The organism is Morganella sp. GD04133 (assembly GCF_029835375.1).
Lineage (GTDB): Bacteria > Pseudomonadota > Gammaproteobacteria > Enterobacterales > Enterobacteriaceae > Morganella > Morganella morganii_B.
This window is the reverse complement of record NZ_JAODZS010000023.1, coordinates 33,208-46,979: the sequence shown is the minus strand read 5'-3', so window position 1 is coordinate 46,979 and position 13,772 is coordinate 33,208. Positions and strand designations below refer to the sequence as shown.

Genomic DNA, 13,772 nt, shown 5'->3' with positions numbered 1-13,772 from the left:
ATATACCTGGTTATCCCATTCCGACATATCCGCAGCACATTCCCGGGGAAATGAGACGAAATACTGTTTTTTCTTCTGGTGCAGATAAAATTAATTTGTGATTGACCGCTTTTTTCTGACTCTGCCTGCTCCCTTTTTGATGACATATTTCACAATTCATAAACATTTTTAACACCATTATCATCCCTTTCAGTAACATCAGAAAATAACCACTTTCCGGATAAGGATCATCTGATGCTGACACTGATCGGGCTGCTGATCATCATTTCTATTGTCGTTCTGCTGATGACAGGAAAAACCAGCCCTATAATTGCCATGTCTGTTATTCCCCTGCTCGGCGCGTTGCTGGCAGGCTACTCCCTGCCTGAAATCACGGCATTTTTTGATTACGGTATCAAAAAAGTCGCCAGTGTCGCGGTGATGTTCCTGTTCGCCATTCTGTTTTTCAGCATTATGAAAGATCTGCATATCTTCAATCCGTTTATCCGTCTGATGATCGGCCTGACACGGGGAAATGTGGTGATTGTGGCGATGGTCACCGCTCTGGTGGCAGCCGTGGTGCATCTCGACGGTTCCGGAGCGGCAACGTTTCTGATTATCATCCCGGCGTTTCTGCCAATCTACCGGCGACTGGGCATGAGCCCGTATCTGATGCTGCTGCTGATGTGCATGAGTATGGGGGTGATGAATATGGTGCCATGGGGCGGACCGCTTGGCCGTGCATCTGCCGTGACAGGGATCCCCGCATCTGAACTGTGGCAGCCGCTGATCCCGGTGCAAATTACCGGCATTATAGCATCCGTACTGGTTGCTGCGCTGTTTGGCCTGCGGGAAAAACGCCGTATCGCCCGTGCGGCACAATACGGCACCACGCCGTATCAACAGGATTCGCTTCTTGACTTGTATGATGAGGCGGATAACGAACACGGTACGGAAAAACCACAGCGCTTTCTGATTAATATCTCGCTGATCCTGCTGGCGATCCTCAGCCTGGCACTAGGCTGGCTCGCGGCACCGTATATCTTTATGCTGGCCCTTTCCGCCGCTCTTATCATCAATTACCCGAAACCGAAAGATCAGGTAGCGGTGATTAATCATCACGCCCCGCAGGCGTTATCTATGGCTGCGATTATCCTTTCCGCCGGGGTATTCCTGGGGATTATGGATAAAGGCGGTATGCTGGAGTCGGTCGCAAAAGATCTGCTGCTGATTATTCCGGGACGGATGGCGGAACAGTTCCACATTATTATCGGGATGATTGGTGTACCGCTGGATATCTTTACCAGTACCGATGCTTATTACTTTGCCCTGCTGCCGATTGTCCGTGACGTGGTGGCATCCGCCGGTATTCCGCCTGCAGATGTGGTGTATGCCATGGCTATCGGTAATAACGCCGGTACCTTTGTCAGCCCGTTTTCACCGGCGGTCTGGCTGGCAGTGGGCATTGCCGGGGTGGATATGGGACGGCATCTGCGCTACTCCTTCTTCTGGATCTGGCTGTTCAGCTTTATCACCCTGGCGGCAGGCTGGTTCCTCGGGCTGTTCTGAGCCGGAGACAAAAAGCCCGGTCATCTGACCGGGCCTGAAACACAATATGTGACAGCGTCACATACTAATCATCATTTTCGTCTTCTTCTGCATCTTCTGCCAGCTCTTCATACAGCGCTGACAGCGCTTCACGGGTCAGAATAGCCAGGGTGCGGTAAAAGCCGTGCTGTGCATGAGATTCGACTTTCCCGAGAAATGCATCACTCCACGGCAGCAGATAGTCCGCAAACAGCGCCGTCTGCGCACTGACTTCATCTTCCTGAGCCTGATCTTCCAGCCAGGATGCCGCCAGCAGCAGAGACCCGAAACTGTCTGTTACCGCATCAGTCAGCGGCATTCCGCGCTCACTGAGAAACTGACGGACTTCATTTTCCGGCTCACCGGTATAGTCCGACCGGTGCTGAGCCACCGCCCCGTCAGCAAACAGCTGCTGATAGTCTGCAGCCAGTTCCGTACTGTCACAATGTTCAGCCAGCCGTGTCAGCAGTGCATCCTGCTCCAGCGGCCAGTGGGCTTTCAGCTGCCCCTGCTTAATCATCGTCAGAACCGGTGCCAGCACGGGATCAGCAGGAGCACGGTTAAACAGCGTTCCGAGCAGGCGGCAGACCAGTGAAAATTCATTCATACTTCAAATCCTTATTAACTGAGTTGCCGCTATTGTCCGGATTGTCCTTATTGCTGTAAAGAATTAATACCCCAGTTCCATATTCACCACGCCCTGTGGTGCTTCGCCCCGCTCAATCCGCTCAATATTGGCAACAATGGCTTTCATTGCCTCTGACGGAATGGTAAATGCGGCAATGTGCGGCGTGACATCCACCCGCGGGTGGGTCCAGAACGGGTGCATTTCCGGCAGCGGTTCGGTGGCGAACACATCCAGGCTGGCCCCGGCGATCTGCCCGTCATCAATAGCTTCCAGTAAATCGTTATCCACCAGATGCGAACCGCGCGCCAGGTTGATCAGATAAGCACTTTGCGGCAGCTTACTGAACAGCGACTGGTTGAGGATCCCTCTGGTCTGCGGTGTGTCAGGCAGCAGGTTGATCAACAGGCGGCTGTGGCTTAAGAATTCATCCAGCTGGTCATTACCGTGGAAACTGGTCACGCCCGGGATCTGTTTTGGTGTCCGGCTCCAGCCATGGACTTTAAACCCGAACTCCGCCAGCCTTTCCGCCACGGAACGCCCGAGAATACCGGTTCCGAGCACGCCGATTTCAAACTCGTCAAACGTAAATGCCGGTTGCGCTTTCCAGATACGCTGTTCCTGCTGGCGTTTATAGATATCCATTTTGCGGAAGTACCACAGCGCCTTGGCAACGGCGTATTCCTGCATCTGCGCCCCCATCCCGGTATCTTCAAGGCGGATCACCGGCACCCCGGCAGGCAGTGTGCCCGGGTTTGCCTGCTCCTGCTTCAGGATGGCATCCACCCCGGCCCCCAGAGCAAAGACCGCCTTCATGGTGGTCCGCCCGGCCAGACACTCACGCGGCGGTAACCACACCAGGGCATAATCCGCCGGCTGATTATCACCCGGAACCCATTTGCGGATATCCGCCTGCGGCAGGTGTTTTTTCATGCCGTTGATCCACAGCTCAGAATCAAAAAAAGGATGGTAGAAAATAATATTCATGCGGCGCTCCTCTGTTTTTTTACCAGCCTGATAGGATTACACAAAGAATTCAAGCCCCGGAGAGATTTTCGTATCGTTAAAATGTTGTTATTGTTAACTGACCTGCATATTTTTCCGGCAGATGATTTCCCGCCGGAAAAAAATCAGCGGTCATTTTTCAGGCGGCCGGTACGCTGTTTTCAGCGGATTTGCTATGTTAATCGCCAATATGCTGTTTTTTTGGTTAAACAAGCGAAAAAACACATTTTTTTTCGTGCCGTGTATTGACGGGTTACGTCGCTTCCCCTATAGTAGCGCCCCGTTGCAGCGAGATATCAACGTAACGAACAGTACCCCGGTGAGATGTCCGAGTGGCTGAAGGAGCACGCCTGGAAAGTGTGTATGCGCGAAAGTGCATCGAGGGTTCGAATCCCTCTCTCACCGCCATCTTAAGAGAAGAGCCTGCTGAGCAATCAGCAGGCTTTTTTCATTTCTGTCCTTTCTTTTTTTATGCTGCTATCCGGTCAGGCGGCAGAATATCCTGTTTTATTAACCCTTAACTGCTTCATATTTTTGATTTTATTTCAATATCCGCTATTGTATACAGTGTCATTTGATGTATCTCAGCTAAATCTCTCCCTGTTTTGCGTAGACTAATGTGCTTTGGCGTCTCCCTATTTTTTTCATATGACTCAGAGGTGACAGTTGTCCGGAAATGAAAATTTCAACATTTAAAGGATTATCTCTTTTTTCTGCATTAATTGACTCGTGCTGGAAACAGCCTTACTCCGTTTCCCGTCTGATAAAAGATACCATCGCCGGTATCACCGTCGGGATTATCGCTATCCCGCTGGCCATGGCACTGGCTATCGGCAGTGGTGTGGCCCCGCAATATGGCCTGTATACGGCGGCTATCGCCGGTATTGTGATTGCGGTAACCGGTGGCTCCCGTTTCAGTGTCTCCGGGCCGACCGCCGCATTTGTGGTGATCCTCTACCCCGTTTCCCAGCAGTTCGGGCTGGGCGGATTACTGATAGCCACCCTGATGTCCGGGATTATCCTGCTGGCAATGGGTCTGGCGCGTTTCGGTAAACTCATTGAATATATTCCGATTTCTGTGGTGCTCGGCTTCACCTCGGGGATTGCGATAACTATCGCCACCATGCAGGTGAAAGACTTCTTCGGTCTGACCATGGCGCATGTGCCGGAAAACTATGTGGATAAGGTGATCGCCCTTGTCAGAGCGATGCCGACCATTAATCTCTCCGATACCCTGATTGGCGTGACCACGCTGCTGGTACTGATCTACTGGCCGAAACTGAAACTACGCCTGCCGGGACACCTTCCCGCTGTGATTGCCGGGATGCTGGTGATGCTGGTGCTGTCGCTGTTCGGTATGGACGCAGCCACCATCGGCTCCCGCTTCAGTTATACCCTGGCGGATGGCACACAAGGCGCGGGGATCCCGCCGATTCTGCCGCAGTTTATCCTGCCGTGGAATTTACCGACCCCGGACGGCAAAGAGTTTGAGTTCAGCTGGGCCACCATTACCGCTCTGATGCCGGCGGCGTTTTCAATGGCAATGCTCGGCGCGATTGAATCCCTGCTCTGTGCCGTCGTGCTCGACGGGATGACCGGCAAAAAACATAATTCCAACGGCGAATTGCTGGGTCAGGGGCTGGGTAATATCACCGCGCCGTTCTTCGGCGGCATTACCGCCACTGCGGCTATCGCCCGTTCGGCGGCTAACGTGCGTGCCGGGGCCACATCACCGGTCTCTGCGATTATTCACTCTCTGCTGGTGCTGCTGACCCTGCTGATTCTGGCACCGCTGCTCTCGTATCTGCCGCTGGCGGCAATGTCTGCTCTGCTGCTGATGGTAGCGTGGAATATGAGTGAAGCAGCTAAAGTCATTGAACTTATCCGCCGCGCACCAAAAGACGATATTATCGTGCTGCTGCTGTGTCTGAGCCTGACGGTGCTGTTTGATATGGTGATAGCCATCAGTGTCGGGATTGTGCTGGCTTCGCTGCTGTTTATGCGCCGTATCGCCAATATGACGCGCCTGAGTGAGTCTTCCTTTACGGATCACGACAAAGGGCTGCTGGTGGTGCGTGTTAACGGTCCGCTGTTCTTTGCCGCTGCTGAGCGGATTTTTGATGATCTGAAAGTCAAAAGCGCGGGATATCACACCATTGTGATGCAGTGGGATGCGGTACCGGTACTCGATGCGGGCGGATTAAAAGCCTTCCGCCGTTTTATCGACGAAGCCGGTGTGGATACACACATCGTGGTCACCGATATTCCGTTCCAGCCACTGAAAACCCTGGCACGGGCACGGATTGTGCCGGTTGAGAATAAAATCAGCTTTTACCCGTCAGTCAGTAAGGCACTGATTGAACTGGGACTGATGGATGGTGTGACATCGGAGGCACGATAACCTCTGTAATCAGGCTATAATGAACAGAGCGGCGGGCGTAATGTCCGCCGTTGCTTTATCTGTCACCGGAGAAAAATCATGGCTGTGTTCCGTCTTTCCTTCCTTAACTGGCTGATTATCAATGGCATTGCGGCTGTCTGGCTGTATGCCAAAGATGCACTGGTGATCCAGTTCAGCGGCTGGAGCGGTATTTTAGCCATCTTGATCGGGCTGGAAAGTCTCGGCTGGATTGGTGCGTCACTGGTGTATTTCCGCCGCCATAACACCACCCCGAACCCGCTCGGCGAAGCCACGCATCTCATCACCGGCGGCCTGATTTTCTGGCTGATCACCGATCTGTTCAGCATCCCGCAGGAAGAAAAATGCCTTGCCGCAACATTTAAACAGGAATGGACGGCCTATTGTCAGCAGACACGGCGCTGGTTGTGATAAGACTTACCCCGGTGGTGTTTTTTTGTTCCGGCAGAACAGAAAGCTCAACAGAAAGTCACAGGTATACGCCACCAGCGGGACAAAGAATATACCGTGCATCAGGTATGATATGATAAGAAAATCAGTAACAGGTACTATTCCATCCTCAGGAAACCGGTAATGTATTTTTCTTGTCTGATAATTAGTTAAATACCACGCAATAAGAGAAATTATATATGGAATAATGATATACACATAAAAACGAACCGTTCTGTTAACTACAGTTCCTCCCCGGAAAATTGACACTCCAATCGATAGAATAAAATAAAATAAAAACACAAATGAAATCCATGCATTACATTCAAAAACATGCACTTTATTCAGCGCATGTGGATATATTTTAAAAAAAATATTCATGCACCATTTCCAGATAATAAAAAACAATACTAATGAAGAGTGACAAATAAAGAATAATCGTGTTATTAATATGCGCCACTAATTATCCCTCCTCTCTTAGGAAAGTGAATATCAAGTAACTTTTCTCTGAATCCCCACGGATCTTCCTGAAATATAATATCATTTTTGATATTACTAAAAATACCTCCACTTTCGCGTAAAATAATCAGCACCGTTTGAGCACACATCCAAGTGTCTGCCATTCCATGATTATAAATCATCTCCGTTATTCTGGCCGCCTGCTCACTGGGGATAACAAACTCAATCACCATCACATCCGGCCCGTCCCACAACTGAAAAGAAAGATAATCATCCCAGTCAAATTCCGGATAGTGAAAAAACTCCCCGGAACTGCGCGGGTAACGCATTGCATTTCTGTCTTTATAACATTCACGTGACGGACATTCCGAATACCCGCCGGACGGATCATGCAATATTGCCTTTTCTCCTTCACCAATAACCAGCCCGATATGTCCTATTCCCCAGTTATAATTAACCATTACAAAGATTTTTACCGGGTCAGGCACAGACATGAGCACTGACTGGTCGGGTGATGATACAATCCGGATATTAAACCGGTTACTATACACATCATTAACTTTTGCCATTACGCTTTGCCTTTTTATCTGACAGATTCATTTCTGATACTGTAACCGGACGTTCCGGCACTGATATGCTGGTACGTAATACTTTCGTATTTCAGTGAAATCGTTTCGGCAGGTTGTAAATCATTGTGGATTAGTGAATCAGGCGATTGATTAACAATCCGGATAACAGAGGCTTTGGTTAATCTTATTCTTTTATAGTTAATCAACATACCTTGCTGACTAATACGATAATAATCAAAGACACAATCCAGAATCTCATTATCTGATATGGATGAAAGCAAAAGCGGAGAGGATTTATCATCCGCTTTCACCAGCAAAAACGGTGCATGTGCGACATTCTGTTGGCGGAAAAGATCATACGTTGTGGAATAAACCAGAATCTGATCTTTATGCTTATCCTGATATTTATTTCCGATTGAATCATAATTGGAGCATCCTGCAGAAATAAGCCCCTGCCGGTTACCTTTCAGTGTCAAATAGATGATATCGGCCATTCAAATTCCTTTGAATTATAGAAACCTGATTATTTCCGAACATAACCAATAATTGCCAATAGTCATGACAAAAATTGTTCCGGTAATAATGTCTGGTGAATGACCGTAAATGAAGTTGCCGGCGATTAATTGCAAAAAACAACCCTGCTTCCCCGGCACCGATCAGATTGCGCTGCCCTGACCGCCGTTTGCCAGCAGATACTGCCACAGGCCATTCATGCCGAGCCAGCGGTTGCTGCACCAGTCCGGTGCCAGTAACGTCGGACGCCGTGCGCTGGCGCAGATGCGGTGATAAATGACATCCGGCGGTGTGTGGCGGATCATCTCTCCGGCGGTGGTGACATACTCTTCGAGGGAAATGGTGGGCAGGCGCCCCGCCCGCCAGGCTTTTGCCATGGTGCTGCCTTCCACAATATGCAGCGGATGCAGTTTGATACCTTCAACGCCGGTGTCCAGCACACGCTCAAGTGTGATGAGATTATCGGCTGCGGTTTCTCCCGGCAGGCCGGTGATCAGGTGGCAACACACTTTCAGCCCGCGCTCACGGGCAGCCCGGGTGGTGGCCTGATAACAGGCGAAATCATGACCCCGGTTGATGCGTTTCAGGGTTTTATCATGGGCGGTCTGTAATCCCAGCTCCAGCCATACCTCATAGCCCTGCTGCTGATAACTCTGCAGCAGATCCAATACCGCCTCCGGCACACAATCCGGCCGCGTACCGACACACAACCCCACCACATCGGCCTGTGCCAGTGCGGATTCATACATTTCACGCAGCAGTTCCACTTCCGCGTAGGTGCTGGTATAGGCCTGGAAATAGGCAAGATAACGTTTGGCGCGGGTGATTTTGCCGGATTGCTGACTCAGTTGCTCCTCAATGGAATCATACTGTGCATTTTCATCCGCAAAAGAAGCCACATTACAGAAGGTACAACCGCCGCGCCCGAGGGTGCCGTCACGGTTAGGGCAGCTGAAGCCGCCGTGGAGGGTGATTTTATGAATTTTTTCGCCATAACGGCGCTGAAGATCAGCGCCGAACATGTTAACAACAGTGTGAAGCTGCATCGGAAATTATTCGGTATCCAGCTCAGGGAAGCTTTTCACCAGATCGTCAATCGCTTTAACCTGCTGCAGGAACGGCTCCAGTTTTGCCAGCGGCAGCGCGGAAGGACCATCACAACGGGCATTATCCGGGTCCGGATGCGCTTCCAGGAACAGACCGGCCAGACCGACTGCCATCCCGGCGCGGGCCAGTTCAGCCACCTGACCACGGCGGCCGCCGGATGCGGCACCAAACGGGTCGCGGCATTGCAGGGAGTGTGTGACATCGAAAATCACCGGGCAACCGCCGGACGCTTTTTCCATCACTTTAAAGCCCAGCATATCCACAACCAGATTGTCATAACCGAAGTTTGCACCGCGATCACATAAAATAATCTGGTCATTGCCGCCTTCACGGAATTTTTCCGCAATATTACCCACCTGCCCCGGGCTGATAAACTGCGGTTTTTTGATGTTAATGACCGCGCCGGTTTTCGCCATCGCTTCCACCAGATCAGTCTGACGCGCCAGGAATGCCGGTAACTGGATCACATCCACCACGTCCGCCACCGGCTGTGCCTGCCAGGATTCGTGGACGTCAGTGATAATTTTCACGCCGAAGGTTTTTTTCAGCTCTTCAAAAATCTTCATCCCTTCTTCAAGGCCCGGACCACGGTAGGAATTGATGGAAGAACGGTTTGCCTTGTCAAAAGAGGCTTTGAAGACGTAAGGAATATTCAGCTTCTGCGTGACAGTCACGTAATGTTCGCAGATTTTCATCGCCAGATCGCGGGATTCAAGAACGTTCATGCCGCCGAACAGAACAAACGGCAGCGCGTTGCCGACACGAATATCCCCGATAGATACGACTTTCTGTTGCATGGTATAACCTTTTGGCAGAGGCAATTAAATTGCGTTTATGAAAATATGTAAAACGATATCCGTTTATCAGTGCAGAACGATATGCTGCTGTTCGTAAGTGTGGATCTGCATTTTTATCATTTCCGATACCGGATCCTGCGGACATTGCTCAATAAAATAGTTCAGATCAGAAACCGCAATATGGCTGCAGTCCAGCTGGGCATAAATCAGCCCGCGATCACGGATTTCATACGGGTCATCCGGATCAAATAATAAAATGGTTTCGCTGACTTTCAGTGCCAGCTCCATTTTTTTCTCTTCCATCAGCGCGACTTTAATACTGTCGAGGTATTTGCGCACCACATGGCTGTTTTCGGCTTCCTCGAGATCGTCCCCGGTCAGGTGATGCGCCGGACTGACCGTGCCTTTAATCCAGACATCCAGCGTGTGCTGATCCAGCAGATCGCCGTTAATCGGGTTGATAAACAGGGTTTCGTCATCGAGATCTGCCCGCAGAATCAGCTGGGTCGGGAAAACCACCGGCACAACCGGCAAACCGATAGCCTGTGCAATATGCAGGAACAGGATGCCGAGTGATACCGGCGAGCCGCGCTGAGTGCGCAGCACCGTATCCAGCCACAGGGTATCAGACAGCGAATAAACACCGCTGGCACCACCGAACTGCCATTTGTGGTAAAAAAGCGTGATCAGGGTCTGTAAACAGGTATGTTCGTCGGAATACGGCGGGAGGCGTTTACGGGTCTGACGGATAAGCTCATTGATGTGTATCTCTGCCTTTTCCCGGTCAAAATCCGGGCGGACAGTTTTTAACACTAACATGATGCCGCTCAGTAACGGCGCACCATTGAATTCAAAATCGGCAATGCTTTTCATTTCTCTTCCCGTTGACCTAAAGTAACCCGATCATTTCCGCCATAATCGCGGCGGGTCTCCACCCGGTAAAATCCGTTTTCCCGGAACAGTTCGCGGACAGCGTTTCCCTGCCGCCAGCCATGTTCCACAATCAGCCACCCGCCGGGTGTCAGATAATGTGCGGACTGCGCAGCGATTTCCGCCAGGTCGGCCAGGCCGTTCTGCGGGGCGACCAGCGCACTGCGCGGCTCGAAACGGACATCCCCCTGCCCCAGATGCTCATCATTCTCATCAATGTATGGCGGGTTACTCACTATCATAGCAAATTGATGAATCGGCAGTGAAGCAAACCAGCGACTTTCTTTAAAGGTTGTATTCGTCAGCCCCAGACGGGCGGCATTGCGCTGCGCCAGCACCACCGCATCCGGCTGAATATCCGCGCCGGTTACGTGACAGTCCGGTCGTTCAGAGGCCAGTGCCAGCGCAATCGCACCGGTACCGGTACCGAGATCCAGAATATCGCAGGATGCGGCCGGTAACAATTCCAGCGCCGCCTCCACCAGACATTCGGTATCCGGACGCGGAATAAGCGTGGCGGGAGACACTTCCAGCGGCAGTGACCAGAACTCACGCACACCGGTGATATACGCCACCGGCTCCCCCTGCTCCCGGCGGACAAGCAGAGCATCAAGACGCTGCTGTTCATCACTGCTGAGCGGGGTTTCATCAAACGCAATAATGTAACTGCGGGGACGACCGGTGACAAACGTCAGCAGAATTTCCGCATCCCGTTTCGGGCTGTCGCTGTGCCTTAAACGGCTGACAGCCTCTGTCAGCCAGTGACGAAACGTCATCAGTCCTGCTCAGACAGCGCGGCGAGCTGATCTGCCTGATATTCGTTTACCAGCGGCTGAATCAGTGCATCCAGCTTACCTTCCATGACCTCATCCAGACGGTACAGTGTCAGGTTGATACGGTGATCCGTCACCCGTCCCTGCGGGAAGTTATAGGTGCGGATTCGATCCGAACGGTCACCGGAACCCAGCAGATTGCGGCGCTCAGAGGCTTCCGCCTCATGACGGCGGGACTCTTCCGCTGCTTTGATTCTTGCTGCCAGTACCGAGAGTGCTTTGGCTTTGTTTTTGTGCTGCGAACGCTCGTCCTGACACTCCACCACAATTCCGGTCGGGATATGGGTGATACGGATAGCGGAATCCGTGGTGTTAACGTGCTGACCACCGGCCCCGGATGAACGGAAGGTATCAATGCGCAGATCCGCCGGGTTGATATCCGGCAGTTCCGCTTCCGGTACTTCCGCCAGCACCGCGACAGTACAGGCGGAGGTGTGAATACGGCCCTGGGATTCGGTTTCCGGCACACGCTGCACGCGGTGACCGCCGGATTCAAATTTCAGGTTACCGTAGGCATTTTCACCGGTGACTCTGAAAATAATCTCTTTATATCCGCCGTGCTCGCCGTCGTTACTGTTCATGATCTCAATCCGCCAGCGGCGTGATTCCGCATAACGGCTGTACATACGGAACAGATCACCGGCAAACAGCGCCGCTTCATCACCGCCGGTACCCGCACGGACTTCCAGGAAGCAGTTGCGTTCATCATCCGGATCTTTCGGCAGTAATAAGACCTGTAATTCCTGTTCTAAGGTTTCATTCCGCAGTTTTGCGTCTTTCAGCTCTTCCTGTGCCATTTCCTTCATTTCAGGATCATCAAGAAGCATTTGCGCGGTGTCGATATCATCCTGAATGGTCTGCCAGGCTTCAAAACATTTCGCAACGTCAGTCAGCTGCGCATATTCTTTCGACAAGGCACGGAATTTATTCTGATCAGCGATAACATCGGCGTCCGCAAGGTGCGCCTGAATTTCTTCATAACGTTCTTTCAATGCTTCCAGTTTTGCGACAATAGAAGGCTTCATTCGTAGTCTGCTACCTTAAAAATATATAGAGGAAGTTAATGATGCTCCAGCCCGAGGCTGTCGCGTAACAGCGTCAGGCGGCCGGTATCACCGTCACCGGCGGCCTGCTGAAGTGATTTGGTTGGTGCGTGGATCAGGCGGTTGGTCAGCTGCTGAGACATCTGGTTGATAACCTCTTCCGGGTCATGCCCCTGCTGAATCAGTGCCACGGCTTTTGCAGCCATGGCGGCGCGGATCTCTTCGGCCTGTTCGCGGTATTCGCGGATCGTATTGACCGCACTCTGGGCGCGCAGCCATTCCATAAAGTGCCCGCTTTCCTGCACCACAATGGATTCCGCCTGTTGTGCCGCCACCTGGCGCTGCGCCAGGTTGTGCTCAATAATCGCCTCAAGATCATCCACAGTGTAGAGATAGACGTTACTGAGTTTTTCCACATCGGCTTCGATATCACGGGGAACCGCAATATCCACCAGCAGCATCGGGCGGTTACGGCGCGCTTTCAGGGCGCGTTCCACCATACCTTTACCGATAATCGGCAACGGGCTGGCCGTGGAGCTGATAACAATATCCGCTTCCGCCAGCCGGCTGTCGATTTCCGGCAGTGTGATCACCTCTGCATTGACTTCCTGCGCCAGCACGCGGGCCCGTTCACGGGTACGGTTGGCGATCATCATGTGTTTTACGCCGTGCTCGTTCAGGTGACGGGCCACCAGTTCGATGGTTTCCCCCGCCCCGACCAGCAGGATATTCAGTCTGGATAAGGATTCGAAAATCTGGCGCGCCAGGGTGCAGGCGGCAAACGCCACCGATACCGCATTAGCACCGATATCGGTTTCAGTACGTACCCGTTTGGCAACCGAAAAGGATTTCTGGAACAGACGTTCCAGTTCACGGGAGAGTGAACGGTGTGTCTGTGACTGTGCAAAGGCTTTCTTGACCTGTCCCAGGATCTGCGGTTCGCCGAGCACCAGGGAATCCAGCCCGCTGGCCACCCGCATCAGATGACTGACCGCCTCATTATCCTGATGCCAGTAAAGACTGGACATTAGTTCCTGCGGGTTGATGTTGTGATAGCGGCACAACCAGTTGATCAGCTGATCGCGCTGATCGTTTTGTTCATCCACACTGAGATAGATTTCTGTCCGGTTGCAGGTAGACAGCACAACGCCGCCGCTCACGGACGGTTGTTCGAGCAGATTGGATAATGCCGCTTCCATACTGTCCGGAGAGAAAGTCACTTTCTCACGTAAGGCAACAGGTGCGGTTTTATGGTTAATGCCGAGAGCTAATAAAGTCATATCCTGCAATACAGACCGGGGTAAGTGTGTAAAATACCGGTTAAGTATACCGGAAATCAACACCCTTACTAAGGATAACTGCATGCATTTTAGCAGCCGATCCCGCGCAATTAAAGCGTTAAACGGGAAACCGTGATAATAAGCACGTAATACGGTGCGCAACAGGCCATGTCAGCCGGGCGGATAATTGCGTAAAT

The 13,772-nt window shown here is 51.7% G+C and carries 14 protein-coding genes and 1 tRNA gene; 4 read left to right on the top strand and 11 right to left on the bottom strand.

Annotation, left to right across the window (positions count from 1 at the left end):
• Positions 1-10: 10 nt before the first annotated feature.
• Positions 11-244 (bottom strand): hypothetical protein, encoded by a 234-nt coding sequence (locus N7387_RS12675; RefSeq protein ID WP_279799374.1) that lies wholly within the window; start codon positions 242-244, stop codon positions 11-13.
• Here N7387_RS12675 and N7387_RS12670 point away from each other — a divergent pair.
• Positions 235-1,548 carry a citrate:proton symporter gene (locus tag N7387_RS12670; protein ID WP_279799372.1) on the top strand — a complete coding sequence of 438 codons (1,314 nt, stop codon included), beginning with the start codon at positions 235-237 and terminating at the stop codon, positions 1,546-1,548. The genes N7387_RS12675 and N7387_RS12670 overlap by 10 nt on opposite strands.
• Positions 1,549-1,612: 64 nt before the next feature.
• Here the strand turns inward: N7387_RS12670 and N7387_RS12665 are convergent, their stop codons facing one another.
• Positions 1,613-2,173: a molecular chaperone gene (locus N7387_RS12665; protein WP_279799370.1), complete on the bottom strand. Its 561-nt coding sequence runs from the start codon at positions 2,171-2,173 to the stop codon at positions 1,613-1,615.
• Between the two features lie 63 nt (positions 2,174-2,236).
• A complete protein-coding gene (gene ghrA, locus N7387_RS12660; RefSeq protein ID WP_279799368.1) occupies positions 2,237-3,178 on the bottom strand; it encodes a glyoxylate/hydroxypyruvate reductase GhrA in 942 nt (313 codons plus the stop codon).
• A 336-nt stretch (positions 3,179-3,514) separates the two neighbouring features.
• Between ghrA and N7387_RS12655 the strand changes: the two genes are divergently transcribed.
• The 3 genes from N7387_RS12655 to N7387_RS12645 all read left to right on the top strand — a co-directional run bounded on the left by N7387_RS12655 (position 3,515) and on the right by N7387_RS12645 (position 6,026).
• Positions 3,515-3,604, top strand: a tRNA-Ser gene (locus N7387_RS12655).
• A 268-nt stretch (positions 3,605-3,872) separates the two neighbouring features.
• The gene (dauA, locus tag N7387_RS12650; RefSeq protein WP_279799366.1) at positions 3,873-5,597 is read left to right on the top strand and encodes a C4-dicarboxylic acid transporter DauA; all 1,725 of its coding nucleotides are present in this window, start codon (positions 3,873-3,875) and stop codon (positions 5,595-5,597) included.
• A gap of 78 nt (positions 5,598-5,675) precedes the next feature.
• Positions 5,676-6,026 carry an isoprenylcysteine carboxylmethyltransferase family protein gene (locus N7387_RS12645; protein ID WP_279799364.1) on the top strand — a complete coding sequence of 117 codons (351 nt, stop codon included), beginning with the start codon at positions 5,676-5,678 and terminating at the stop codon, positions 6,024-6,026.
• A 464-nt stretch (positions 6,027-6,490) separates the two neighbouring features.
• Here the strand turns inward: N7387_RS12645 and N7387_RS12640 are convergent, their stop codons facing one another.
• From N7387_RS12640 to hemA, 8 genes are all read right to left on the bottom strand, one after another.
• Entirely contained in the window at positions 6,491-7,072 is a 582-nt protein-coding gene (locus tag N7387_RS12640) for a hypothetical protein (protein WP_279799362.1), read from the bottom strand.
• Positions 7,073-7,086: 14 nt separating this feature from the next.
• Positions 7,087-7,566, bottom strand: coding sequence for a type VI secretion system tube protein TssD (gene tssD, locus N7387_RS12635; protein WP_279799360.1), 480 nt, complete (start codon positions 7,564-7,566; stop codon positions 7,087-7,089).
• Positions 7,567-7,728: 162 nt separating this feature from the next.
• On the bottom strand, positions 7,729-8,631 hold the full coding sequence (locus N7387_RS12630; RefSeq protein ID WP_262882908.1) for a TIGR01212 family radical SAM protein: 903 nt from the start codon (positions 8,629-8,631) through the stop codon (positions 7,729-7,731).
• 6 nt (positions 8,632-8,637) lie between these two features.
• The gene (gene kdsA, locus N7387_RS12625) at positions 8,638-9,489 is read right to left on the bottom strand and encodes a 3-deoxy-8-phosphooctulonate synthase (RefSeq protein ID WP_004237321.1); all 852 of its coding nucleotides are present in this window, start codon (positions 9,487-9,489) and stop codon (positions 8,638-8,640) included.
• 66 nt (positions 9,490-9,555) lie between these two features.
• Positions 9,556-10,362: an invasion regulator SirB1 gene (sirB1, locus tag N7387_RS12620; RefSeq protein WP_279799358.1), complete on the bottom strand. Its 807-nt coding sequence runs from the start codon at positions 10,360-10,362 to the stop codon at positions 9,556-9,558.
• Positions 10,359-11,195, bottom strand: coding sequence for a peptide chain release factor N(5)-glutamine methyltransferase (prmC, locus tag N7387_RS12615; protein WP_279799356.1), 837 nt, complete (start codon positions 11,193-11,195; stop codon positions 10,359-10,361). The genes sirB1 and prmC overlap by 4 nt, the downstream gene beginning before the upstream one ends.
• Entirely contained in the window at positions 11,195-12,277 is a 1,083-nt protein-coding gene (gene prfA, locus N7387_RS12610) for a peptide chain release factor 1 (protein WP_004237324.1), read from the bottom strand. Before prfA ends, prmC begins: the two co-directional genes overlap by 1 nt.
• A 35-nt stretch (positions 12,278-12,312) precedes the next feature.
• Positions 12,313-13,575: a glutamyl-tRNA reductase gene (hemA, locus tag N7387_RS12605; RefSeq protein ID WP_262859899.1), complete on the bottom strand. Its 1,263-nt coding sequence runs from the start codon at positions 13,573-13,575 to the stop codon at positions 12,313-12,315.
• Positions 13,576-13,772 lie beyond the last annotated feature (197 nt).

Coding starts and splice junctions, on each gene's coding strand:
- prfA (WP_004237324.1), bottom strand. CDS start 12,277: ATGAAGCCTTCTATTGTCGCAAAACTGGAAGCATTGAAAGAACGTTAT.
- N7387_RS12670 (WP_279799372.1), top strand. CDS start 235: ATGCTGACACTGATCGGGCTGCTGATCATCATTTCTATTGTCGTTCTG.
- ghrA (WP_279799368.1), bottom strand. CDS start 3,178: ATGAATATTATTTTCTACCATCCTTTTTTTGATTCTGAGCTGTGGATC.
- dauA (WP_279799366.1), top strand. CDS start 3,873: ATGAAAATTTCAACATTTAAAGGATTATCTCTTTTTTCTGCATTAATT.
- N7387_RS12645 (WP_279799364.1), top strand. CDS start 5,676: ATGGCTGTGTTCCGTCTTTCCTTCCTTAACTGGCTGATTATCAATGGC.
- N7387_RS12665 (WP_279799370.1), bottom strand. CDS start 2,173: ATGAATGAATTTTCACTGGTCTGCCGCCTGCTCGGAACGCTGTTTAAC.
- N7387_RS12640 (WP_279799362.1), bottom strand. CDS start 7,072: ATGGCAAAAGTTAATGATGTGTATAGTAACCGGTTTAATATCCGGATT.
- N7387_RS12630 (WP_262882908.1), bottom strand. CDS start 8,631: ATGCAGCTTCACACTGTTGTTAACATGTTCGGCGCTGATCTTCAGCGC.
- prmC (WP_279799356.1), bottom strand. CDS start 11,195: ATGACGTTTCGTCACTGGCTGACAGAGGCTGTCAGCCGTTTAAGGCAC.
- tssD (WP_279799360.1), bottom strand. CDS start 7,566: ATGGCCGATATCATCTATTTGACACTGAAAGGTAACCGGCAGGGGCTT.
- kdsA (WP_004237321.1), bottom strand. CDS start 9,489: ATGCAACAGAAAGTCGTATCTATCGGGGATATTCGTGTCGGCAACGCG.
- sirB1 (WP_279799358.1), bottom strand. CDS start 10,362: ATGAAAAGCATTGCCGATTTTGAATTCAATGGTGCGCCGTTACTGAGC.
- hemA (WP_262859899.1), bottom strand. CDS start 13,575: ATGACTTTATTAGCTCTCGGCATTAACCATAAAACCGCACCTGTTGCC.